We start from the raw sequence: 22,321 nt of genomic DNA, 5'->3' as shown, positions 1-22,321 counted from the left end.
GCTGCGTGGGGAGGGTTCGCTGGGGGCGGACGTACCGGTCCCGGTGGAGGTCGAGAACCAACCATGAGAATCGCCCTGTTCATCACCTGCTTCAACGACACGATGTTTCCGGACACGGGAAAGGCGGTGGTCTCACTCCTGGAACGCCTCGGCCACACGGTCGAGTTCCCCCAGGACCAGGCCTGCTGCGGTCAGATGCACTTCAACACCGGCTACCGCCCCGAGACCCTCCCCATGGTCCGGCGCTTCGCCGACGTATTCGAGAAGGGGGAGTACGACGCGGTGGTCGCCCCCTCCGGATCGTGCGTCGGCATGATCCGTGACTACCACCGCGTGGTGGCCGAGCAGTACGGAGACAGCGCGCTCGTCAGGCGCGTGGAGGCCGTCACCCCCAGGGTCCACGAACTCTCCGAGCTGCTCGTCGACGTACTGGGAATCACCGACGTCGGGGCGTACTTCCCGCACCGCGTCACCTACCACCCCACCTGCCACAGCCTGCGCATGCTCCGCGTTGGAGACCGCCCGCTGCGGCTGCTGCGCGCGGTCAAGGGAATCGACCTCGTCGAACTGCCCGCCGCCGACACCTGCTGCGGCTTCGGCGGTACGTTCGCCTTGAAGAACCCCGACACCTCGAACGCGATGCTCGCCGACAAGATGCGCGCCGTCCTCGACACCCGCGCCGACGTACTGACGGCCGGCGACAACTCCTGCCTCATGCACATCGGCGGCGGCCTGAACCGGCTGCGCACGGGAGTCGGCACGCGGCACCTCGCCGAGATCCTCGCCTCGACTTCGACGCAAGGAGCCGTGTGATGCCCGACAACGTCGTATGGCTCGGCGCCCCGTCCTTCCCGGACGCCGCCCGTGAGGCCGTCGCCGACACCCAGCTGCGCACCAACCTGCGCAAGGCGACCGGCACCATCCGCGACAAGCGCCTCGCCGTCACCGCGGAACTCGACGACTGGGAGGAGCTGCGCACCGCCGGTGAGGCCCTGAAGCGCCGTACCCTCCGCCACCTCGACACCCATCTCGTACGGCTCGAAGAGTCGGTGACCAAGGCCGGCGGCATCGTCCACTGGGCGGCCGACGCCGCCGAGGCGAACCGCATCGTCATCGATCTCGTGAAGGCCACGGGCGAGACAGCGGTCGTCAAGGTCAAGTCCATGGCCACCCAGGAGATCGGCCTCAACGAAGCCCTCGCCGCAGAGGGCATTTCCGCGTACGAGACCGACCTTGCCGAGCTCATCGTGCAACTGGGCGACGACCGCCCCTCCCACATCCTCGTCCCCGCCATCCACCGCAACCGGGCCGAGATCCGCGAGATCTTCCGGCGTGAGATGGGGCAGTGGGGCCGCCCGGCCCCCGAAGGCCTCACCGACCGCCCGAGCGACCTCGCCGACGCGGCGCGCCTGCACCTGCGCGAGAAGTTCCTGCGCGCCAAGGTCGCCGTCTCCGGCGCGAACTTCGCCGCCGCCGACACGGGCACGGTCGGCGTCGTCGAGTCCGAGGGCAACGGCAGAATGTGCCTGACCCTGCCCGAGACCCTGATCACCGTCATGGGGATCGAGAAGGTGCTCCCGTCCTTCGAGGACCTGGAGGTCTTCCTGCAGTTGCTGCCGCGCTCCTCCACGGGCGAGCGGATGAATCCGTACACCAGCATGTGGACGGGCACCACCGCGGGCGACGGCCCGCGGGACTTCCACCTCGTCCTGCTCGACAACGGCCGTACGGCGACCCTCCAGGACACGGTCGGCCGCCAGGCGCTGGCGTGCATCCGCTGCTCGGCCTGTCTCAATGTGTGCCCGGTGTACGAGCGGACGGGCGGCCACGCGTACGGCTCGGTCTACCCCGGCCCCATCGGCGCCGTACTCACCCCGCAGCTCGTCGGGGTCGAGCACGCCGAGTCGCTGCCGTTCGCGTCCACGCTGTGCGGGGCGTGCTACGACGCCTGCCCGGTGAAGATCAACATCCCGGAGGTACTGGTCCATCTGCGGGCCGAGGTCGTCGAGACCAAGCGCGCCAAGGGCCGCGTACCGACGCCGGAGGCCCTGGTCATGAAGGCCGCCGCGGCCGTACTCTCCTCGCCGGGCAAGCTGTCCGCCGTCCAGCGCCTGGCGCACCCCGCCGCCCGACTGGTCTCCCGGCGCGGCAGCATCGGCAACCTGCCGGGACCGCTCGGCCGCTGGACGCGGACCCGCGACACGGCGGTCCCGCCGAAGGAATCGCTGCGGGCGTGGTGGCGAAGGACGCGGGAGGGCCGGGAGAGCCGAGAAGGCCGAGTGGGCCGAGTCGGCGAAGAGGGAGGCGATGCGAAGTGACGACGCGTGACACCGTGCTGGGCCGGATCAGGGCGGCCCTCGCCGACGTACCGGCGGGCGAAGGGCCCGACGACGTAACCGTCCCGCGCGACTACCGACGTTCGCACGCCGGGCCCGACACGACCGCGCTCTTCGCCGAGCGCGTCGCCGACTACCGGGCCACCGTCACCCGTACGACGCCGGACCGCGCCCGCGAGACCGTCGCGGCGCGCCTGGCCGCGCGGGGGCTGCGCACGCTTGTCGTGCCCGGCGGCTTTCCGGCCGAACTGCTCCCCGAGGGCGGCGGGTGGACCGTACTGCGCGACGAGCCGCCGTTGTCCGTGGAGGATCTCGATGCCGCCGGCGGTGTGCTGACGACCGCGGCCGTCGGAATCGCCGTGACCGGCACGATCGTCCTCGACGCGGGGCCCGGGCAGGGCCGCAGGGCGCTCACGCTCCTGCCCGACTACCACCTGTGCGTGGTACGGGAGGACCAGATCGCCGGCGACGTCCCTGAGGCACTCACCCGCCTCGACGCGACCGCGCCGCTGACCTGGATCTCGGGGCCTTCCGCCACCAGCGACATCGAACTCGACCGCGTGGAGGGCGTGCACGGGCCGCGCACGCTCGATGTCGTCGTCGTCGAGAACGCCGGCGACGCGCAGGAGGTTGCTTCACGTTCATGAGGGTCGCCCCGGACAGCCGGGTGCGTGCCGACAGGGTTGGCGTCGCGCGCTCACGCGGCGCAGCCGCGAAGTGTCACGGCGGGAAGGGGGGAGTGGGCGGAGTGGGGCAAAGGCCCCGCCCGCAGCGGTGCGGTCCGGGCGGGTCAGAGCGGTGACTCCCAGGTGACCGTCGTGCCGCGGCGCCCCGCCTCCGCCACGCCGTCGTCGGCCACAGTCAGCCGCACGCCCTCCTGCCCGTCCGCCAACGGCACCTTCGCTTCGACCTCCACCCTCACCGCCGTTGCCCCCGCCCGCCGGTGCGCCGCCGCGAGCGCGCCGCGCAGTTCGGCCAGCAGCTGCTGCCCCACCGGTTCCGGAACCAGCGCGTCCACCGCGCCCGCGAAGTGCACCGACGGCTGAAAGCCCAGCAGCGTCGCCGCGCCGGACGTCTCGCGCAGGACCCGGCCCCGGAAGGTGGCGGGCGCGTCCGCCGGGGGCTGTTGCAGCGCGAAGATCGTCGTCCGTACCTCCTGGATGGTGGAGTCCAGCTCGTCGACGGCCGCGCCGAGCAGCCCGTCCATGTCTGCTGCCGCGTCCGCCGTTTCCGCGTCGCCCGCCGCGCCCGCCCGCCGACGGGTCGACTCCAGCATCATCTCGGTGGCGAACAACCGCTGTACGACCAGATCGTGCAGGTCACGCGCGATCCGGTCGCGGTCCTCGAACACCGCGAGCCGCTCCCGGTCCTGCCTGCTGTCCGCCAGCACGAGCGCCAGCGCCGCCTGCGAGGCGAACTGCGAGGCGAGCAGCCGGTCGACCGCCGAGTACGGAGGGCCGCCGCGCCGCCTCGGCAGGGCCAACGTGCCGATCAGGTTGCCGCCGCTCTGGAGCGGCAGCATCATGCTCGGCCCGAAACGGTCCCGTACATGCGTCGTCATCCGCTTGTCCGTCGCCGAGTCCTCGATGAACACCGGCTCCCCGCCGAGCAGTTGCTCCAGGACCGGGCTGCCCGGCTCGATGACGGTCCCGATCAGGTCGGCGGGGTCGTCGCGGGTGGAGGCGGCGACGATCTCCATGCCGCCCTCGGCGGTGGGCTGCAGGACCACGCCCGCCGAGGCACCGGCCAGGACCCGGGCCTGCTCGGCCACGGTCATCAGCGCGTCCTCGGCGCTCTCGCCGGTCAGGAGGGCGGTGGTGCAGGCGGCGGCGCCCTCGATCCAGCGCTCCCGCCGGCGGGCGCTCTCGTACAGCCGCGCATTGCCGATCGCGATGCCCGCCTGCGAGGCGAGCACCCGCAGCAGCGCCAGGTCGTCCGTGGTGAAACCGGCCGCCCCCCGCTTCTCGGTCAGGTAGAGATTGCCGAAGGCCTGGGCGTGCACCCGGATGGGGACGCCGACGAAGGACTTCATGGCGGGGTGGCCGGGCGGCAGGCCGGCCGAGCGTACGTCGGCCGACATGTCGGGGACGAGCAGGGGCCGGGGCTCCTGGAGGAGGTAGCCGGTCAGGCCGGTGCGTCCGTCCGGCAGCCGCCCGATGCGCTCACGCGTCTCGTCGTCGATGCCCGAGGTGAACAGCTCGGTGATGCGGCCACGTTCGGGATCGACGACTCCGAGCGCGCCGTAACGGGCCCCGGCGAGCTCGGTTGCGGTGTCCACGATGTGCTGGAGGGTGGCGTGCAGCTCCAGGTCGGAGCCGACGTTCAGTACGGCCTCCAGCAGCATCGGCAGCCGGGGCACCACGCTCGCGCCGCTCTCCGGGTTCATGCGCCGTCCGCCCGTCCGCCCGTCCGCCCGACCCTCTGTCCGTCCGCCCGTCGTACGGGCGCCGCGTCGCTCAGCCGCTGATCGGGTCCAGGCTCATCGGCTGGATCTTGCCCTCCAGCATCGCCCCGAGCCCGAGTACGGAGCAGACGTCCGGCCGCTCCGCGATGTGCACCGGCATGCCCGTCGCGTCGCGCAGCATCTGGTCGAGGCCCGGCAGCAGCGCGCTGCCGCCGACCATCATGATGCCGCGGTCGGCGAGGTCGGCGACCAGGTCGGGCGGGCAGTCGCGCAGTACTTTCCCGATGCCGTCGAGCACCGCGGTGAGCGGGGTGTGGATGGCCTGGCGCACGGCGGCGGTGTCGACGTGTACCGAGCGCGCGAGGCCGGTGGCCACGTCCCGGCCGTGGATCTCGGTGGACGCGGGGCCCTCCGCGGTCAGGCCGTTCCCCCGCAGGGCCAGCTGGAGGGGGCGTACGGACTGGCTCGGCAGCACCAGCTCGTGCTGGTGGCGCAGATGCTGGATCACGGCGTGGTCGATGGCGTTGCCGCCGACCGGGACCCGCTGGGCGGTGACGATCGAGCCGAGCGAGAGCACCGCCACCTGGGTGGTCGCCGCTCCGCACACCATGATCATGGTGGCCGACGGCTGTTCCACGGGCAGCCCGCAGCCCACGGCCGCGGCGATGAGGGTGTCGACCAGCTCGACGCGGCGCGCGCCGAGCCCGATGAGTGTTTCGACGGCCGCGCGCTGGGCGAGCGGGTCGCTGTCGTGCGGTGTGCAGGCGGCGGCGCGCAGCCGCGGCTTGCGGCGGAGCTGGCGCCGCAGCTTCTCCCCGATGAGGTGACGCAGCATGCGCTGGGCCATCTCGATGTCGACGACGGTGCCGCCGGAGACGGGGCGTACGACACGGATGTAGTCGGGCGTACGGCCCGTCATCTGTTCGGCGAAGGCGCCGACGGCGATGAGCGCGCCGGTGCGGGTGTTCACGGCGGCCACACTCGGCTCGTCGACGACGAGCCCCACACCCTTCACGAAAACCCGGGTCCTGGCGGCCCCGAGATCGACGGCGATATGGCAACGGCGCAACTGCTCAAGACTGACGGTCACGGCAGGGTCTCCCGAGAGCGCTGACGGACCGGCGGGTGCCGGTCCTGCTTCGCATCGTGCGGGGGCCGGTGGCCGTGCGCGCGCTGAGTGAGCCGGTCGGGCGTACGAGCTGACGCCGTGCCAGGAGCCGGGACACACCGGTCCGGGCCATGTCATGGGCCGTCAGGACACCCCACGCGCTGCAACAAACCCCAGGTGAACTCCGCCACGCAGGGTTTGCCGTCCGGCAGCGTCAGCCCGAGCCGCCACCGGGTGGGCGCCGTTCCCTCCATCGGGCGAGCCGGCGGGAAGGCGCGGGCCACCTCGTCGACGGTGCACGACCACGGGCGCAGGTCCTCGGCCGTACGCAGCTCGGGGCCGGGGGCGCCGGGAGCGCGGACCAGCCATTCGTTCCATACGGCGCCACCCGGCGCGGTCAGCACCTCGAAGCGCAGGCCGGGCCAGAGCGGCACCGGCCAGGCCAGGGCGTCGCACTCCAGGTCGCCGATCCTGCGGCGTACGGACGTCTCGGGCGGCCCGAGCACCGAGCGGTAGCGCGCCACCGTCCCGCGTCCTCGCGGCGAACGGACCATCGCCTGCCAGCGGCGATTGGCCTCGCGCATCTCCGGGAGCGTCACGCCCAGCTCGCGGCGGGCGTCCTCGACGAGACCCGGCTGGTGGTCGGCCATCCGGCGCAACAACACGAGCTGGAAGTCCAGCGGCCCGAAGGGATGCGTGCCCGTATGCATAGGTCCATCCTGCCGTGCCCCACTGACACGCCGTGGAATACACGCTTCCACACAGGATCCTCACAGATCCGGCTCCCGCTGTTGACCCCGGGACGCATAACCTGCGGGCGCCATGGACTACTGCTACTCCTGCCGCAGGCACCTCAACGGCGCTCTGGCCTGTGCCGGGTGCGGAGCCCCCGTCGGTGAACTCGGCCACGCCGCCCCTGAGGCGCCCGCGGTGCACGACGCCCGTCACCGTGACGACGCCCGCGGTTTTCGCGAGGTTCATCCCGTTCGTGAGGCGTACGACAGTGGCGCAGGTCACGAATGGACCGCCGAGCCCACCGAGCCCGCTGAGACCCCTGAGCACTCTGAGCCCACCGAAGCCGACCGTGTGGCGCCCGGCGAATCGGCCCGCTCCGCCGGTCCCGGCCGCGCCGCCCGGCGTGCGCAGCGGGCCCGCGGTGGCCGCCGGGCGCACCGCCGCCGGGGTCGCAAGATGGTCCTCGTCTGTATGGGGCTGGTACTGGCCGGCGGCGCGCTGAGCCTGGCCGAGCTCGCCACGGAGTCCGTGGGCGAGGGGTGGGCTTCCGGGTCCGTACAGGGCGAGGGTGAGAGCGAAGACGACGGCGAGGGCGCCGGTGAGCCGAGCGGGCCGGCCGCGACCGGTGACGGGGGCGCCGCAGGCGTCGGCGGACCCGGCGACGCGCAGGCGGACCCGTCGGCGTCGGGAAGTACCGCCTCGGCCTCGGCCTCCGCCTCGGAGAGCAGCTCGCCGTCCGCCAAGGCGTCGAAGTCGGCTCCGGCGAAGGCCACGGAAGTCGCCGATGCCACCCCGCCGGAGCCGGGGTCGGCGCCCGGTGGCGCATCGCCGGCGCCCGGGGGCGGCGAAACGTCCGCACCCGAGCCCGCGCCGCCGGCCCCGCCCCCGCCGCCTGCCTCTTCCGCTGACCCGCGGCCCGCGCCCAAGCCGACACCGGAGCCCACGCCGACCGAGACCTGCGACCGGTTCCTGTGGTGGTGCGCCTGAGCCGGGGCTGACCGGGCCCGGTCCGGCCCAGCGGTGGTCAGTTCCCGAGCATCCGCTTCAACAGGTCGCGCAGTGCGGTGCGCTCGTCGTCGGACAGCTCACCGAGCGGCTCGCGCGCGAAGCCGAGCGATTCGCGCAGCCGCGCCGCGGTCCGCCGCCCGTCCTCGGTGACGGCGGCGAGTTTGACGCGCCGGTCGGCCGGGTCGGGTTGCCGTTCGACCAGACCGCGCGCCTCGAGCCGGTCGACGATCCCTGTGACGTTCGACGGCTCGCACTTCAATTTCTTGGCTATACGGCGCATGGGCATCGCCTCGATGGAGAGCAGACCCAGCACGCGCGCCTGGGCGCCGGTGAGTGAGTGCTTGGCCGCCGCCTCGTCGTACTCCTCGTAGTAGCGGGAGACGACCTCGCCGATGAGCTCGACGACTTCGAGGGTCAGGGGGTCTCTACGAGGGGCCATGCATCCCATCCTACCCATTTACTTGACAACATGAAATATCCAGGAGCATGGTTGTTTTAGTACCTGAAGCTTTTGCTGGCTTTTCCAAGGAGGTCGCACCCGCATGTCCGCACTCCCCACGACCGGCCGTTCCTGGCACCTCGTCGCCCGCCCGCACGGCTGGCCCAAGCCCGAGGACTTCGCGCTGCGCGAGGCCCCGGTGGCCGAGCCGGGCGCGGGCCGCATCCTGGTCCGCAACCTCCACTTCTCGGTCGACCCCTATATGCGCGGCCGTATGAACGACGTGAAGTCGTACGTCCCGCCGTTCAAGCTGGACCAGCCGATGGACGGCGGCGCGGTCGGCGAGGTCATCGCCTCCGCCGACGAGCGTTTCGCCGTCGGTGACCACGTCCTGCACGGTCTCGGCTGGCGCGAGTACGCCGACGTCGACGCGAAGCACGCGACCAAGGTCGACGCCTCGCTCGCCCCGCTCTCCGCCTACCTCGGCGTGCTGGGCATGACGGGCCTCACCGCCTACGCCGGCCTCTTCGAGGTCGCCTCCTTCAAGGAGGGGGACGCCGTCTTCGTCTCCGGCGCGGCGGGTGCCGTCGGCAGCCAGGTCGGCCAGATGGCGAAGCTGAGGGGCGCCTCGCGCGTCATCGGGTCGGCGGGCTCCGACGAGAAGGTCAAGCACCTCGTCGAGGACCTCGGCTTCGACGCCGCCTTCAACTACAAGAACGGACCCGTGGGGCAGCAGCTGCGCGAGGCCGCGCCCGACGGCATCGACGTGTACTTCGACAACGTCGGCGGCGACCACCTCGAAGCGGCCATCGGCTCGCTGAACGTGCACGGCCGCGCGACCATCTGCGGCATGATCGCGCAGTACAACAACACGGAGTCGACGCCCGGGCCGCGCAACATGGCGCTGATCATCGGCAAGCGACTGCGTCTGCAGGGTGTTCTCGTCGGGGACCATGCCGCGCTCCAGCCGCAGTTCGTCGAGGACGTCTCGGCCTGGATCCGCTCCGGCGAACTCAAGTACAGCGAGACGGTCGTCGAAGGCATCGAGAACGGCTACGACGCGTTCGTCGGCCTGCTCCGCGGCGACAACACCGGCAAGATGATCGTTTCGCTCACCCGATAGGCTCACCACCAGCCGTCGCGGTCGTGGGCGCGAGTCGCGACGTACAAAGCAGGAGGATTACCTCAGCATGACCATTCTCGACATAGACGTGAAGTACACCGCTGTCGCCACCGCCGAGAACGGCCGTGACGGCCGCGTCGCGTCGGACGACGGCCAGCTCGACGTGGTCGTCAACCCGCCGAAGGAGATGGGCGGCAGTGGCGCCGGCACGAACCCGGAGCAGCTGTTCGCCGCCGGTTACAGCGCCTGCTTCCAGGGTGCGCTCGCTGTCGTCGCGCGCAAGGAGAAGGCGGACATCTCCGGCTCGACCGTGACCGCGAAGGTCGGGATCGGCTCGAACGGGAACGGTGGCTTCGGCCTCGAGGTCGCGCTCACCGCGCACATCCCGAACGTGGACGAGGCGACCGCGCGGGATCTGCTGGAGAAGGCGCACCAGGTGTGCCCCTACTCGAACGCGACCCGCGGCAACATCAAGGTCGAGCTGGCGGTCGTCTGACATTCGGACGCGTCGCGTTTGCGTGACCCGAAGGGCCGTACCCCACCGCAAGGGGTGCGGCCCTTCGCCGTGGGGCGGGCAGGGAAAAAGCTCCGCAGCCCGCCCCGCCCGCCTAGCCCGCCCCGCCTAGCCCGTGCTGCCCGCCCCCACCGCCGCGCGCAGCATCAACGCCCGCCCGACCTGCGCGAAAGCGCCCTTCGGGTGCGCGCGGAACAGCGGCTCCGTACCGAACAGCACAACTCCCGCGCCCTTCGCCGACGTACCGCTGACGACAGCCGCTTTGCCGGCCGCGTCCGCCGGACCGCCGCTGCCGTCCTCCGCCGCCCGCCAGTGTCCGGACACGAGCGGGTTCCCCGCGCCGTACGACTGCTCGACCCGCACACCGGGTCCGAGGTCCGTGAACCACATCGGCGAGTACACGAAGGTGTGCGCGGGCGCGCCGCCGGACACGGCACCGCCCGCGTTGACGACCCGTACGACGCCGTTCGCGTCCCCGTTGCCCTCGACCGGCTTCGCCGCCAGCAGACCGGCGTCGGCGTTGAGCGCCGCTCCCGCCGCGCCCCGCCCGACCAGGCCGCCGCCCCCGCCGAGGAACGTGTCGAGCGTGCCGCGCGCGGCCGCGTCGAGCTTCCCGTACTCCAGCCCGGACGACACGAACAGCACGTCCGCCTTCGACCAGTCGAAGCCGGCGTTGAGCGCCGCCGTCGAGACGGGCAGCACCTCGAAGCCCATCTCCCGCAGCGCGAACAGCTCGCCGGGCGTGACCGCCGCCGCGACCCGGGTGCGGTGCAGCGCGGCGACGCCCTCGGCCGTGGTGGCGTGGAAGGCGACGCCGTACCGGCCGGCGAGCGCGGCGGCCTTCTCGCGCGCCGAGGCGGGCACGAGCGCGCTGCCGTCCGCCGTACGCCGCACCCTCACCCCGTCCCCGAGCAGGGAGTTGAGCGCGGCGAGCTCCCTGGGGTCGTCGAGCCGCAGCGAGAGGTCGCCGCGCGGAGCGACGTAACCGGTCGGGGAAGCGGCCTGGACCGTACGCCCCGGAACATCCACCCCACCCGGAGCCTTCCGCACCTTCTCCACGCCCGCGCCCCACAGCAGCCCGAGGCTCCAGCCCGAGATGTCGTACATCGTCGAGACGTCCGCGCTGATGTCCCGGCCCTCGTGCAGGATCACATTGGCCAGGCCGCGCTTGGGCTGGCGCATGTCGACGACGTACGACCCCGCCTCGTACGACCGTCCGCCGAGCCGGAAGTCCCGGCGCGCGCGCTCGACGCGCACGTCATTGGCGACGAGGTGGTCGACGAGCCGGGCCGCGGCCGTCGCGGAGCGCTGGCCGCGGCCCGCCGGGACGACGTACGCCCGCGGGAAGTCCGTCGTGTAGACGTCCTCGGGCCCGATGCCGGGCACACCCGGAACCGTCTCCCGCGACACCGGCACCTGCGCGGCACCCGCCGCACCGCGCCGGAACGTCTCGATCTGGTCGGCCACGACCGAAGACCGCTTCTGGGCCGTGTAATCGAGGGTCGCGCGCATCGCCGCGCCCGCTATGTCCGTGTTGATGGCGGCCCTGCGGCGCAGCTCGGCGACCGGCAGGGTGTCGTAGGCCCGGTTGTTGACCTGCATCGGGAACTCGATGGTGTGCGCCGCGACCGCGCCCTGGAAGGGCATGTACTGCGGCGTGAAGATCGGCGGCCAGTCGTCCCAGCCCTCCTCCTGGTCGCGGAAGGGGATGACGGCGGGCTCGACGCCGTCCTTCGCCGCCGTGTAGCCGAGGCCGTTGACGGCCGCCTCCATCCCCAGCGCGTTGGCGTAGGAGTTCTTGAGGAAGAGGTCGTACTCGTAATTCTCGCCGTGCGGCGGGGTCGTCGGCTCGATGAGCGTGCCGTTGACGTACCCGTGCAGGTCGATCATGACTGCCGGCTGCTTGTCGATGGCGATCCGCCGGATCGCGCGCGCCTCGGGCTGGGTGGCGGTGATGAAGTCCCGGTTGAGGTCGAAGCCGTTGGCGTTCGCGCGCGTTCCCGCGATCCGCCCGTCGGGATTGGCGGTCACATTGAGGTAGATACGGGTCTTCGCCAGCAGACCGGCGGTCTTCTTGTCCTTCGCCTTCGCCAGTTCCTCGATGAGCTTCAGGGCCGCGTCCGTGCCCTCCCACTCATTGCCGTGGATGTTGTTGTTGATGAACACGGGCGCCTTGTAAGCGGCCTTGATACGCCGGTCCTTGGCGGCGGCGGCCGGCGCGTTCTCGATCAGCTCCCGCATCCGCTCCTGCTCGCGGGCCTCGCGGGCGCTCTCGGGCGCGGTGACCGTCACCAGATACAGCTGACGCCCGCCGGCGGACTTCCCGGCGACCTCGACACCGACCCGGTCGCTGCCCAGCTTCTGCAGCTCGTTGAGGGCCGGGGCGATGGAGTGGTACGGCGTGAGCCCCAGCTTGACGGATTTGTCGGCCGGATTCGGCGCGGGCGGGGTCAGGTGCGTGCGGCGCGGATACCCGCCGCCGTGCCGCAGCCCGGACGACGCGTGGCCGGCGTCGAGCGCCTTCGCGGCGGCGCCCGCCGGGGTGCGCGCCGCCGCCTGCCCCTGCCCGGCGCCCCGCTCGCGGTGAACGCCGTCCCCGTCACCGCCAGGAGGGCCGGGCTGGGCGGTGGCCGCGACGGGCGAGAGCAGGAGTGCGCTCGTCACGGCGGCGGTGGTGATGAGGAGAGGTCTCGGTATACCTGTGCCCATGCGTATCTCCGGATGCGTCGGAAGCGATCAGAGATGATCGGTACGCAGGGTCTACCTGCTGAACCCCGCAACGACAAGAGGGCGTTGAGCACGCCGTGGACGTTCGGCGGAGCCGACGGGGGGCCGGCCTGTGTCACATCCACCTCCTCCGGCTACCGCGTCGCCGAACGCGCCACCGGGCCGGCCGGGTACGCGGTATCAGCTCGGCCCCGGCCAGTGGATAGGCTGTTCGCATGCGTGATCTCGGGGTGGGTTTCGGTTACCTGATGAAGGGCCAGCGGTGGGCCGGCCGGCACGGCAGGTCCTACGGCTTCGGGCTGCTGCCCGGCCTGGTGACTTTCGTGCTGTACGTCGGTGCCCTCGTCGGGCTGGCCTACGGCGCCGACGACTTCACGGCCTGGGCCACGCCCTTCGCCGACGACTGGGCCTCTCCCTGGCTCGGTCTCTTCCGGGGTGCGCTGACCGCGCTGCTCTTCGCCCTCGCGCTGTTCCTCGCGGTGATCACCTTCACCGCCGTGACGCTGCTCGTCGGCCAGCCCTTCTACGAGGAGCTGTCCGAGCGCGTCGACCGTTCCGTCTCCCCTGACGGCACCGCCCCCGAGTCCGGCCTCCCGCTGATGCGGGAGCTGTGGATCTCCGCCCGCGACAGCGTGCGTGTCCTGACCCGGGTGGTGCTGTACGGCGTCCTGCTCTTCGCCTGCGGTTTCATCCCCGTCGTCGGCCAGACGGTCGTCCCGGTGATCGGCTTCTGCGTCTCGGGCTTCTTCCTCGCGGAGGAGCTGGCTGCGGTGGCGCTCCAGCGCCGTGGCGTCGAGCTGAAGCAGCGCCTCACTCTGCTGCGCGGCCGCCGGCTGCTCACGCTCGGCTTCGGCGTCCCGCTCACCCTGGCGTTCCTCGTGCCACTGGTCGCCGTCTTCCTCATGCCCGGCGCGGTGGCCGGCGCGACGCTGATGGCGCGTGACCTCCTGGAGGAGCCGTCGGCCGACGCGGACGACGCGGGCGCCGGTGACATGGCGACCCCGCCCGCTACCGCGTAGGGACGTCCGCCAGCACGAGGCCGGCCTCGTCCGGCGCCGCCTCGCTCAGCGCCGTACCGTCGGGGCCCCACACCGCGCTCAGTCCGCAGCCGTCGTACGGTCCCGTCTGCCCCACGTGGTTGGCGAGGACGACGTACAGCCCGTGATCCTTCGCCCGCATCGGGTGGATCGCCTCGCGCTGCCGCTCGCCGTTGCCCTTCCCGTACAGCGAACTCGCCACATAGACCAGACACTTGTCGGCGGCGGCCCGCTGTGCGAGCTCCGGGAAGTGGCTGTCGAAGCACGTCGCCAGCGCGAAGCGCACGCCGTCCAGCTCGAAACGCCCGTCGCCCGCGCCCGGCGCGAAAACCTCGCGCTCGTGCTCGTCCAGGTGCTGCTTTTCGTAGCGGGTGAGCAGTGCGCCGTCCGGGCCGAAGACGAAGGACGTGATGGCGGGGCGGTCGCCGCGGTTCACGGCGGGCGCCGCGCAGTTGACGACGGCCGCCGTGGCCGTCTCGCGGCAGGCCGCCCGGACCGGTTCGAGGCGACGGTCGTCGGGCGTGACGAGCAGCGACGGGTCCTGGGTGAGGAGTTCCAGCTCGTACCCCGTCAGGGCCAGTTCGGCGAAGGCGGTGACGCGGGCTCCGCGCCCGGCGGCCTCCCGGACGTACGCCGCCATCCTGCGCGCGTTCGCGTCGACGGAACCGGGCTCGGATGCGAACTGCGCCGCTGCGACCAACATGCGGACCAGTATCCCAAAGGCGCTTCCTCTCCGACTCCCGGCTTCGCGCGGCCATGCTGCGCCGCCAGAAGGCCCTCAACCGCGCGATCGGCTCGGTAGGGGCCGGCCCCGGAGTCACGCTCGGATTCGCCCGCTGAGCCGCGTCACACCTTGACGACGTGTACCCGTGGTCCGCACAGCATGGTGATGTCCCCCGGGTCCGAGGTCAGCACGACGACGGGCCCGGGGCACCCGAGCGCCGTCGCCGACAGGATCGCGTCGGGCGCGTACTTGTGGCCGTGGAGCCCAGCGGTGGCGAGCAGCCTTGAGGCGGATCGGGAGATGTCATCGCTGACGGGCAGCATGTCGATGCGCGACAGCACCCAGTCGAAACGCGCTTGACGTACACCAGGGTGCCTGGCTTCCACCGGTGTGACGGTACTGGTCACGACATGGGCGCCGTTGTCCCGTGCGCGCCGGACCAACGCCGAGACGACACGGTCGTCATCGACGAGCTTGGACAGACCCTCGCAGTCCAGGACCAGCGTGCCGATGAGCGGAGCTGTCATGCCGCGGACCGGCCGTCGCTGATGCTGATCGAGTACTTGCGTGTGGTCCCGCTCATGCCACCAACGTTACTACCGTTGGTGGACCAGGGCCGTGAGTACGATCGCCCGCACCTGCGCGACGATGTCCTGCCGGTTGCGTACGAACTCCGGGTCGGTCACCTCGGTCGTGTTGCCCGCGCCGAACTGGAGCACCGGCGTGTGCACATGGCCGCCGGGCAGGCCGTCCAGCCCCAGGCGGTCGCGCAGCAGCGTCGCGCGGTACGCGATCTCGTTGGAGAGGTAGTCGCCGCCGCCCCCGGCGCGTGCGGTCGAGCCCGGGGTCGGGCCGTCCGGCCGGACCACGGGGGCGGTCGCGCCGGCCGGTATCTCGGTCACGGACGTGTTGTCGTACACCGGGAAGCGGCCGGTGCCGGCCGCCACGATCTCCTTGTACGGAAGCGTCGTCGCCGTCCACTGCGGCTGCGAGGCGGGATCGCTCACCGGAACGATCTCCTTGCGCGAGACGTTCTCATTGTCCGGAAAGCCCCCGCGCCAGGCCCCGTTGAAGCGCTCGACGTCGATCCGTCCGACCCTGCCCTGGCTCACGGTGGTGAAGAGGTCGAGGTGCGGCAGGTGCGGCCGCAGGGTGCGCTCGACCGTGCCGTCCGCGAAGTCCTGCCATCGGACGGGGAAGACGGCGGTCTCGATCCGCGCGGGGCCGTCGGCGGTCCGTACGACCGTGCCGTCCAGCGCGAGCGCCGTCGCGCCCGACGGGTTGCTGATCCGCACGTCCCGGTCCAGCGTGAACGGGTCGAAGCCGGTGACGAGCACGCGTTTGACACCCTTGCCCGTGATGCCCTTGCCCGCCGCGAAGCGGATCGTGTCCTGGCCGCGCGAGGACCGTTCCAGCCGGTCCAGCAGCTTCGCCCGCGCCGCGTCCGACAGCGCGAACGGCGCCTGCCACTGCCGCAGTTCGCGCGTCATGGCCAGCCGCGCCCAGTACAGTGGCCGGTCGTCGCCCCGGCTCAGGTCCCCGCCGGCCGGACCCCGCCCCTGCGCCCGGTCCACGGCCCGCTGCCACAGCCGCGATCCGTGCCGTACGACGGCCCGCTCGGCAGCGGCGTACGACCGTGCCTCGCGCAGTGTCTCCCCGAAGCCCGGCGCCACGGCGTCGAATCCGCTGCGCCGCAGGATCTCCTGCGGGGCGGCCCGCTCCAGCCGCTGCTCCTCGACGGTCGCCGGCACCACCGTCCCCGGCTCGGCCGCCGAGGCGGGCAGCGCCCCGAGGAGTGGGGCGAGGGTGAGGAGTGCGACCCCAACTGCGTACTGCCGGGGACGTGTCGGGCGTGTCGGGCGTATCGGGGACACGGTGATCCTTCCGTCGGGTGGCGGCAGTATCCCGGTACGCCTGCGCCTCGCGCTACGGGGCGGGCGAGCGTTGCAGCAGGGACAGGAAGTCACGGAAGGCGGCCGGCATGTCCACCGACTGCGGGTCGAGCAGCCACTGGTACTGGAGCCCGTCCATGACCGCCACCAGCAGCGGCGCGGCCTTCTCGGGCGTGAGTCCGCCGGGCAGCACATCGCCGTACTCGGCGCGCAGGGCGGCCGCCATGCCGCCGCGCACCTGGGCGTAGCGGTGGGTGAAGAACTCCCGCGCCGGGTGGTCCTCGGTGACGCTCTCGCCGAGCAGGGCGGAGAAGGTCTGTACGACGCCGGGGCGCATCGCGTTGTACTCGACGAGGGAGTCGAGCAGATGCAGCCGCCAGGCGCCGGCGCTGCGCCCCGAGCCGCCGGTGTCCCACTGGTCGCGCTCTTCGAGTACGGCGACCAGCAGGTGCTCCTTGGTGGGGAAGTAGTGGAGCAGCCCCTGCTGGGTCAGGCCGACGCGCTCGGCGACCGCGCCGAGCGACGCCCCCCGGTAGCCGCGTTCGGCGATCACTTCGAGGGCCGCGCGGAGAATCTCCGCCCGCCGCTCCTCGCTCCTGGCCCTGGCCATCGTTCTGGTTCCTTCCCCTCGTCCTCGCTGGCAGGACGGTACGCCATACAGTAAATCACGAAAAGGTAACGAACCCTACCGATCTACAGGTAAACGAGTGACGATGGAAGGACGAGAGACCCAGCAGGACTTCAATGAGGAGGTACGGCCGTGGCAGCAGCATCCACTCCCCAGCACATCGGCGGCATCGACGGCATCGCCGGCACGGGTGGCCCCGGTGGCCCCGACGCCGCCGACCGGCTGCGCGAAGAGGCCGTCGAAGCGGCCCTCGGCAAGCTCGGCCTCGAAGCCAAGGCGAGGCTGCTCGGCGGCCAGGACATGTGGTCGCTGCCCGCACTCCCCGAGATCGGCCTGCGGTCCCTGGTCATGTCCGACGGGCCGGTCGGCGTGCGCGGCGTCCGCTGGACCGCCGACGACCCGTCGATCGCGCTGCCGTCGCCCACCGCCCTCGCCGCGACCTGGGACCCGGAGCTGGCCCGGCGCGCCGGCCGCCTCCTCGCCCAGGAGGCCCGCCGCAAGGACGTGCACGTACTCCTCGCCCCCACCGTGAACCTGCACCGCTCGCCGCTCGGAGGCCGGCACTTCGAGTGCTACTCCGAAGACCCGTACCTCACCGGCGAGATCGGCTCCGGTTACGTGAACGGCGTCCAGGACGGCGGCGTCGGCACCACCGTCAAGCACTTCGTCGCCAACGACGCCGAGACCGACCGCTTCACCGTCGACAACATCATCGCTCCCCGCCCGCTGCGCGAGCTGTACCTCGCCCCCTTCGAAGCCATCGTCAAGAACGCCCACCCCTGGGGCATCATGGCGGCGTACAACCAGGTCAACGGCGTGACGATGACCGAGCACCGCTACCTCCAGAACGAGGTGCTGCGCGGCGAGTGGGGCTTCGACGGCTACATCGTCTCCGACTGGATGGCCGCCCGCTCCACCACCGGCGACATCGAAGGCGGCCTCGACGTCGCGATGCCGGGTCCCGCCACGGTCTACGGCGACGCGCTCGCCGGCGCCGTCAGGTCGGGCGAGGTCGACGAGGCCGTGGTCGACGACGCCGTACGCAACGTCCTGCGGCTCGCCGCCCGCGTCGGCATCCTGGAAGGCGCCCCGCCCGTCGTCACCGAGCTGCCGGAGTCGGTCGACGGCCAGGCGCTGGCGCGGGAGGTGGCGCGCCGGGCCTTCGTGCTCGTACGCAACGAGGTCCGCGACGCGCAGCCGGTCCTGCCCATCGACGCCTCGAAGATCCGCAAGCTCGCCCTCATCGGTACGGCGGCCCGCGACGCGCGCGTCCTCGGCGGCGGCTCCGCCACGGTCTTCCCCGAGCGGGTCGTCGCCCCTCTCGACGGCCTCGCCGCCGCACTGCCCGACTCCGTGCTGACGTACGCCGTCGGGGCGGACCCCAGCGACGAACTCAGCCCCGCCGACAAGGGCTTCGCCCTCCAGGCCGTCTGCCGCGACGGCTCGGGCGCCGTCATCGGCAGCCGCTCGCTGCCCAGCGGCCAGGTCCAGTGGATCGGCGACGATCTGCCCGACGGCGTCACGCACGAGACGCTCCACAGCATCGAGGTCAAGGGCACCTTCACTCCGCGAGAGAGCGGCGAGCACGCGTTCGGTACGCGCGGCCTGGGCGCGTTCACGCTGGCCGTCGGGGGCGAGGTCCTGTACGACGGCGTCCAGCCGATGTCCGACGCGTCCGACCCCTTCGAGGCGTTCTTCGGCGCCCCGGCCGAGCGGGGCCGCGTCCACCTCACCACCGGCGAGCCGGTCGAGGTCTCCCTCGTCCACGCCATCGAGCGGCGGGACGACGCGCCGCTCCCGGCGGTCATGTTCTCGTTCCTGCACGGTGCGCCGGAGCGCGACGCCGACGAGCTGATCGCGGAGGCCGTCGAAGCGGCGCGCGACGCCGACACGGCGGTCGTCGTGGTCGCCACGACGGAGCGCGTCGAGTCGGAAGGCTTCGACCGTACGGATCTGCGCCTGCCCGGCCGCCAGGACGACCTGGTCCGCGCGGTGGCCGCCGCCAACCCGAACACCGTCGTGATCGTCAACGCCGGGTCGCCGGTCGAGATGCCGTGGCGCGAGGAGGTGGCCGCGGTGCTGCTCAGCTGGTTCCCGGGCCAGGAAGGCGGCGCGGCCCTCGCCGACGTGCTGCTCGGCGCGGCCGAACCGGGCGGGCGGCTGCCGACCACCTGGCCGGTGGCCTTGGCCGACGTTCCGGTGTCGGAGGTGGCGCCGACGGCCGGCGAACTCCGTTACACCGAAGGGCTGTTCGTGGGCTACCGCGCCTGGGACAGGGCGGGCGTCGCACCGGCGTACGCGTTCGGCCACGGCCTCGGCTACACCACCTGGGAGTACGAGTCGATGGAGGTGACCCCGGCGACGGCCAAGATCCGCGTACGCAACACCGGTTCACGCCCCGGCCGCGAGGTGGTCCAGGTCTACTTGGCCCCGGCGGAGGACTCGGTGGAGCGGCCGGCGCGGTGGCTGGCGGGGTTCGCGAGTGTCGAGGCGGGGCCGGGGGAGTGGGCGGAGGTGGAGATCGCGCTGCCGGCGCGGGCGTTTGAGGTCTGGGACGAGGGGGCGGGGGCCTGGGCCTTCGTCCCGGGCACGTACGAGGTCCGGACGGGCCGCTCCCTCACCGACACCCGCCTGACGGCGACCCTGGACCTCCAGGGCTGATCCCCTGCGGGGGCTTGTTCCCCACCCCGCCCCTTCCCGGCTGTGACATTCGCGGCTCCGCCGCGTGGGGGCAAGCCCCAGACCCCGGACGGGCTGGATGTGGCAGGGCTGTCAGTTGCCGCGCGGCAACTGACAGCCCCCGGCGTTGAGGAGCGGGGTCCGGGGCGGAGCCCCGCGCAGCGGCCACCCGCACCCACCCCACCCCGCCCCCTACCCCCGCACCCCGAACCCGTACACCGTCGCCGACTCGAACACCTCGTCCGGCCGCAGCACCACGCCCGGGAACTCCGGTCGGTTCGGTGAATCGGGGAAGTGCTGGGTCTCCAGCGCCACCCCGTCGAACGCGTCCGGCGTGTACACCTGCATCCCCGGCTCCGTCGTGGCGACCGTCACCACCCGCCCCGACCCCGCGTCGTACAGCTCGCCCACCGCCACGGGTTCGCCCGTAACGCCCTTGTCCAGCACGAAATTGTGGTCGTACCCGCCGCCCAGCACCCGCGCCCGCCGGAAGTCGAACCGCGACCCCGCCACCGGCCGGATCTCCCCGGTCGGTATCCCCTCGCCGTTCACCGGCGTCACCGCCCCCGCCGCGAGTCGCAGCTCGTACGGGCCGCCACCCCCGAGACTCCAGTACGTGTGATTCGTCAGGTTCACCACGGTCGGCGCGTCCGTCACCGCCCGGTAGGCGATCCGCAGCGCCCCGCCCTCCTCCAGCGTGTACGTCGCCGAGACCTCGACGCGCCCGGGAAAACCCTCCTCGCCGTCGGGGCTGACCCGCGAGAGCCGCACACCGTACGGAACCGCCTCCGCGTCCCACACCCGCTTGTCGAAGCCGCGCTCACCGCCGTGCAGGCTGTTCGAGCCATCGTTGCGCGTCAGCGCGTACGTCCGCCCGTCCAGCTCGAAAGCCCCGCCCGCGATCCGGTTCGCGTACCGCCCGACCAGCGCCCCGAAGTACGGCCCGGGGCATTCCGGATAGCCCGCGAGGTGATCGAAACCGACCGCCACCCCACCCACGCGCCCGTCCCGGTCCGGCACTTCCACCGACTGGACGATCCCGCCGTACGTCAGAACGCGTACCACCGTGCCGCCCCGTTCCAGGACCCAGCGATGGACGGGTGTGCCGTCGGCGAGCGTGCCGAAGAGTTCCGCAGTCATGACCCGAAAGCCTAAGTGACCTACGCCGAAGGCTCCTTCGCCGTGATGTTGCGGTACGCGATCTCCGCCAGCCGCTGCTGCCCGTTCCTGCTCGGGTGGAACCAGTCCCACTGGCTCAACTGGCCGACGGAGAACCGGTACTCGAAGACCGCCCCGCCGTCGTACCGGCAGCGCGCGTCCTTCCCGCACACATCCTTCAGCACCTTGTTGTACGCGATGACCCGCTCCTGCACCGACTCCCGCCGCGCCACCGCCGCCGCGTCCATCGCGTCCGGGGAGCCCAGCATCGACTGGCAGATCCCCAGCTTCCAGATCTGCTTGCTCAGCGCGTTCCCGCGCCCCTCGGACCAGAGCCGTTTCAGATCCGGCACGCTCGACACGTACAGCTGCGACTTGGGCAGCTCGCCGCGCAGCTTCCTCACCGACGTCTCGAAGTACGTCCGGAAGTCAGCCACCGATGTCATGTGCGACACATCGTCACGGCAGGCGTCGTTCGCCCCCACCATGACGGTGACCAGCTCCGGCTTGTCCGCGACCGCCCGCGTCATCTGCTCCGGCAGCTCGGCGATGCGCGCCCCCGATTTGGCATGGTTCCAGGTACGCCCGGCCGCGCCCGCCCCGCCGAGCAGCCGCCACGCCACGCTGCGCACCGTGGGGTCCGTGCCCGTGGCCCAGGACGCCTCGGGGCAGTCCGCGAGCACCGTGCACGCGTCGAAACCGCGCGTGATGGAGTCCCCGACCGCGGCGATGGACTGCGGGCTGCGGTCCCAGGTGGGAGTCGGCTTCGGGGACGGCCGGCGCGCCGCCGGCGAGGCGCTCCCGCCCGCGTCGTCCCCCGAGTCGCACCCCGCGAGCCCGCCCAGGAGGACGAGCAGCGCCGCCGTCGCGGTGGCGACGGCGGCGCGCGGCCGGCGCTGACGGCCGCGAGCTCGGCGGCGTACCCGCATCCCGTGATCCCCTCCGCGGCGTCGTACCGGCGTCCTGCCGGGTGAAAGCTTCGTGCTTACGGCCCCCCGGACCGACAGTACGTCACCCGCCGGACGCCGCCGCACGGTAGTTTTTCCCCGTCGAACCAGCAGCCCTTCGCCCATCCGGGGCTCCGGTAAATTACATCACGTCACATACTGTCCCTTTTCAGGAGATTAACTCCCGATGCTGTTTACTGTTGACAACCTCGGGAGCCGACCGGGAAGAGGCGGTACGGGCGCGAGGCCGCTGGGGAAGGCGAACCTCGTCCCACACTGGAGGTCCCGGTGACGACACGTGGAGTTCTGTACGTTCACTCCGCACCGCGCGCGCTGTGCCCGCACGTCGAATGGGCAGTAGCGGGCGTACTCGGTGTGCGGGTCAATCTCGACTGGATCAGACAGCCGGCCTCGCCCGGCACCTGGAGAGCCGAGTTCTCCTGGCAGGCCCAGCCGGGCACCGCCTCCAAGCTGGCCTCCGCCCTGCGCGGCTGGCACCTGCTGCGCTTCGAAGTGACGGCCGAACCGTGCCCCACGGCCGAGGGTGAGCGCTACAGCTCCACGCCCGGCCTCGGCATCTTCCACGCCGTCACCGGAATGCACGGCGACATCCTGATCCCCGAGGACCGGCTGCGCGCCGCGCTCGCCCGCTCGGTGGGCGGCGAGACCGACCTGGAGGCCGAGGTCGCCAAGCTGCTCGGCAAGCCGTGGGACGACGAACTCGAACCTTTCCGGTACGCCGGCGAGGGCGCCCCCGTGCGCTGGCTCCACCAGGTGGTTTGACCCTCCCGACGGTGCTCGCCGGCCGCCCGATACATTCCGCCCCACAGTGCACACGCGGTGCACCACGAGTGGGGAGTCG

General features: G+C 72.0%; 20 protein-coding genes and 1 pseudogene. 10 read left to right on the top strand and 11 right to left on the bottom strand.

Annotated elements, in window-relative coordinates:
• The first annotated feature begins 63 nt into the window (after window positions 1-63).
• From AC1P0E_RS10075 to AC1P0E_RS10065, 3 genes are read left to right on the top strand one after another with little or no spacing between them, the layout of a single operon-like run.
• Window positions 64-813, top strand: a complete 750-nt coding sequence (locus AC1P0E_RS10075; RefSeq protein ID WP_482741827.1) for a (Fe-S)-binding protein — start codon at window positions 64-66, stop codon at window positions 811-813.
• Window positions 813-2,318 (top strand): LutB/LldF family L-lactate oxidation iron-sulfur protein, encoded by a 1,506-nt coding sequence (locus tag AC1P0E_RS10070; RefSeq protein WP_482741826.1) that lies wholly within the window; start codon window positions 813-815, stop codon window positions 2,316-2,318. Before AC1P0E_RS10075 ends, AC1P0E_RS10070 begins: the two co-directional genes overlap by 1 nt.
• A complete protein-coding gene (locus AC1P0E_RS10065) occupies window positions 2,315-2,983 on the top strand; it encodes a LutC/YkgG family protein (protein WP_482741825.1) in 669 nt (222 codons plus the stop codon). Before AC1P0E_RS10070 ends, AC1P0E_RS10065 begins: the two co-directional genes overlap by 4 nt.
• 143 nt (window positions 2,984-3,126) lie before the next feature.
• On the opposite strand, the gene AC1P0E_RS10060 is transcribed toward AC1P0E_RS10065, so the two are convergent.
• The 3 genes from AC1P0E_RS10060 to AC1P0E_RS10050 form a co-directional block, all read right to left on the bottom strand.
• Window positions 3,127-4,722, bottom strand: coding sequence for a sensor histidine kinase (locus AC1P0E_RS10060; protein WP_482741824.1), 1,596 nt, complete (start codon window positions 4,720-4,722; stop codon window positions 3,127-3,129).
• A gap of 70 nt (window positions 4,723-4,792) precedes the next feature.
• Window positions 4,793-5,830: a rod shape-determining protein MreB gene (gene mreB / locus AC1P0E_RS10055; protein ID WP_482741823.1), complete on the bottom strand. Its 1,038-nt coding sequence runs from the start codon at window positions 5,828-5,830 to the stop codon at window positions 4,793-4,795.
• 152 nt (window positions 5,831-5,982) lie between these two features.
• Window positions 5,983-6,558 (bottom strand): hypothetical protein, encoded by a 576-nt coding sequence (locus AC1P0E_RS10050; RefSeq protein ID WP_482741822.1) that lies wholly within the window; start codon window positions 6,556-6,558, stop codon window positions 5,983-5,985.
• 112 nt (window positions 6,559-6,670) lie between these two features.
• Here AC1P0E_RS10050 and AC1P0E_RS10045 point away from each other — a divergent pair, with 112 nt between their 5' ends.
• Entirely contained in the window at window positions 6,671-7,570 is a 900-nt protein-coding gene (locus AC1P0E_RS10045; RefSeq protein WP_482741821.1) for an SCO2400 family protein, read from the top strand.
• Window positions 7,571-7,607: 37 nt separating this feature from the next.
• Here the strand turns inward: AC1P0E_RS10045 and AC1P0E_RS10040 are convergent, their stop codons facing one another.
• Complete coding sequence (locus tag AC1P0E_RS10040) at window positions 7,608-8,030, bottom strand: MarR family winged helix-turn-helix transcriptional regulator (RefSeq protein WP_482741820.1); 423 nt, start codon at window positions 8,028-8,030, stop codon at window positions 7,608-7,610.
• 103 nt (window positions 8,031-8,133) lie between these two features.
• Here AC1P0E_RS10040 and AC1P0E_RS10035 point away from each other — a divergent pair, with 103 nt between their 5' ends.
• Window positions 8,134-9,153, top strand: coding sequence for an NADP-dependent oxidoreductase (locus AC1P0E_RS10035; protein ID WP_482741819.1), 1,020 nt, complete (start codon window positions 8,134-8,136; stop codon window positions 9,151-9,153).
• A gap of 67 nt (window positions 9,154-9,220) precedes the next feature.
• Window positions 9,221-9,649 carry an organic hydroperoxide resistance protein gene (locus AC1P0E_RS10030; RefSeq protein WP_482741818.1) on the top strand — a complete coding sequence of 143 codons (429 nt, stop codon included), beginning with the start codon at window positions 9,221-9,223 and terminating at the stop codon, window positions 9,647-9,649.
• Between the two features lie 126 nt (window positions 9,650-9,775).
• On the opposite strand, the gene AC1P0E_RS10025 is transcribed toward AC1P0E_RS10030, so the two are convergent.
• Window positions 9,776-12,376 carry a M14 family zinc carboxypeptidase gene (locus AC1P0E_RS10025; protein ID WP_482741817.1) on the bottom strand — a complete coding sequence of 867 codons (2,601 nt, stop codon included), beginning with the start codon at window positions 12,374-12,376 and terminating at the stop codon, window positions 9,776-9,778.
• 233 nt (window positions 12,377-12,609) lie between these two features.
• On the opposite strand from AC1P0E_RS10025, the gene AC1P0E_RS10020 reads away from it, so the two are divergent.
• A complete protein-coding gene (locus tag AC1P0E_RS10020) occupies window positions 12,610-13,413 on the top strand; it encodes an EI24 domain-containing protein (RefSeq protein WP_482741816.1) in 804 nt (267 codons plus the stop codon).
• Here the strand turns inward: AC1P0E_RS10020 and AC1P0E_RS10015 are convergent.
• A complete protein-coding gene (locus AC1P0E_RS10015) occupies window positions 13,403-14,134 on the bottom strand; it encodes a carbon-nitrogen hydrolase family protein (RefSeq protein ID WP_482741815.1) in 732 nt (243 codons plus the stop codon). The genes AC1P0E_RS10020 and AC1P0E_RS10015 overlap by 11 nt on opposite strands.
• 23 nt (window positions 14,135-14,157) lie before the next feature.
• Here AC1P0E_RS10015 and AC1P0E_RS10010 point away from each other — a divergent pair.
• Window positions 14,158-14,271 (top strand): annotated as a pseudogene (locus AC1P0E_RS10010) (LysE family translocator); the annotation flags it as partial.
• A gap of 6 nt (window positions 14,272-14,277) precedes the next feature.
• On the opposite strand, the gene AC1P0E_RS10005 reads toward AC1P0E_RS10010, so the two are convergent.
• From AC1P0E_RS10005 to AC1P0E_RS09995, 3 genes are all read right to left on the bottom strand, one after another.
• Complete coding sequence (locus AC1P0E_RS10005) at window positions 14,278-14,682, bottom strand: PIN domain-containing protein (protein WP_482741814.1); 405 nt, start codon at window positions 14,680-14,682, stop codon at window positions 14,278-14,280.
• A gap of 69 nt (window positions 14,683-14,751) precedes the next feature.
• On the bottom strand, window positions 14,752-16,020 hold the full coding sequence (locus tag AC1P0E_RS10000) for a pyroglutamyl-peptidase I (protein ID WP_482745709.1): 1,269 nt from the start codon (window positions 16,018-16,020) through the stop codon (window positions 14,752-14,754).
• 61 nt (window positions 16,021-16,081) lie between these two features.
• Window positions 16,082-16,657, bottom strand: coding sequence for a TetR/AcrR family transcriptional regulator (locus AC1P0E_RS09995; protein WP_482741813.1), 576 nt, complete (start codon window positions 16,655-16,657; stop codon window positions 16,082-16,084).
• 195 nt (window positions 16,658-16,852) lie between these two features.
• On the opposite strand from AC1P0E_RS09995, the gene AC1P0E_RS09990 reads away from it, so the two are divergent.
• The gene (locus AC1P0E_RS09990) at window positions 16,853-19,336 is read left to right on the top strand and encodes a beta-glucosidase family protein (RefSeq protein ID WP_482745708.1); all 2,484 of its coding nucleotides are present in this window, start codon (window positions 16,853-16,855) and stop codon (window positions 19,334-19,336) included.
• 210 nt (window positions 19,337-19,546) lie between these two features.
• Here AC1P0E_RS09990 and AC1P0E_RS09985 read toward each other — a convergent pair whose 3' ends face one another.
• The gene (locus AC1P0E_RS09985) at window positions 19,547-20,494 is read right to left on the bottom strand and encodes an aldose epimerase family protein (protein WP_482741812.1); all 948 of its coding nucleotides are present in this window, start codon (window positions 20,492-20,494) and stop codon (window positions 19,547-19,549) included.
• Between the two features lie 20 nt (window positions 20,495-20,514).
• Entirely contained in the window at window positions 20,515-21,441 is a 927-nt protein-coding gene (locus AC1P0E_RS09980; protein WP_482741811.1) for an SGNH/GDSL hydrolase family protein, read from the bottom strand.
• 306 nt (window positions 21,442-21,747) lie between these two features.
• Between AC1P0E_RS09980 and AC1P0E_RS09975 the strand changes: the two genes are divergently transcribed.
• The gene (locus AC1P0E_RS09975) at window positions 21,748-22,242 is read left to right on the top strand and encodes a DUF3145 domain-containing protein (protein WP_028811169.1); all 495 of its coding nucleotides are present in this window, start codon (window positions 21,748-21,750) and stop codon (window positions 22,240-22,242) included.
• Window positions 22,243-22,321 lie beyond the last annotated feature (79 nt).

Source organism: Streptomyces sp. TRD_SC_5 (genome assembly GCF_056836825.1).
This window is presented reverse-complemented; position numbering and strand designations above follow the sequence as displayed.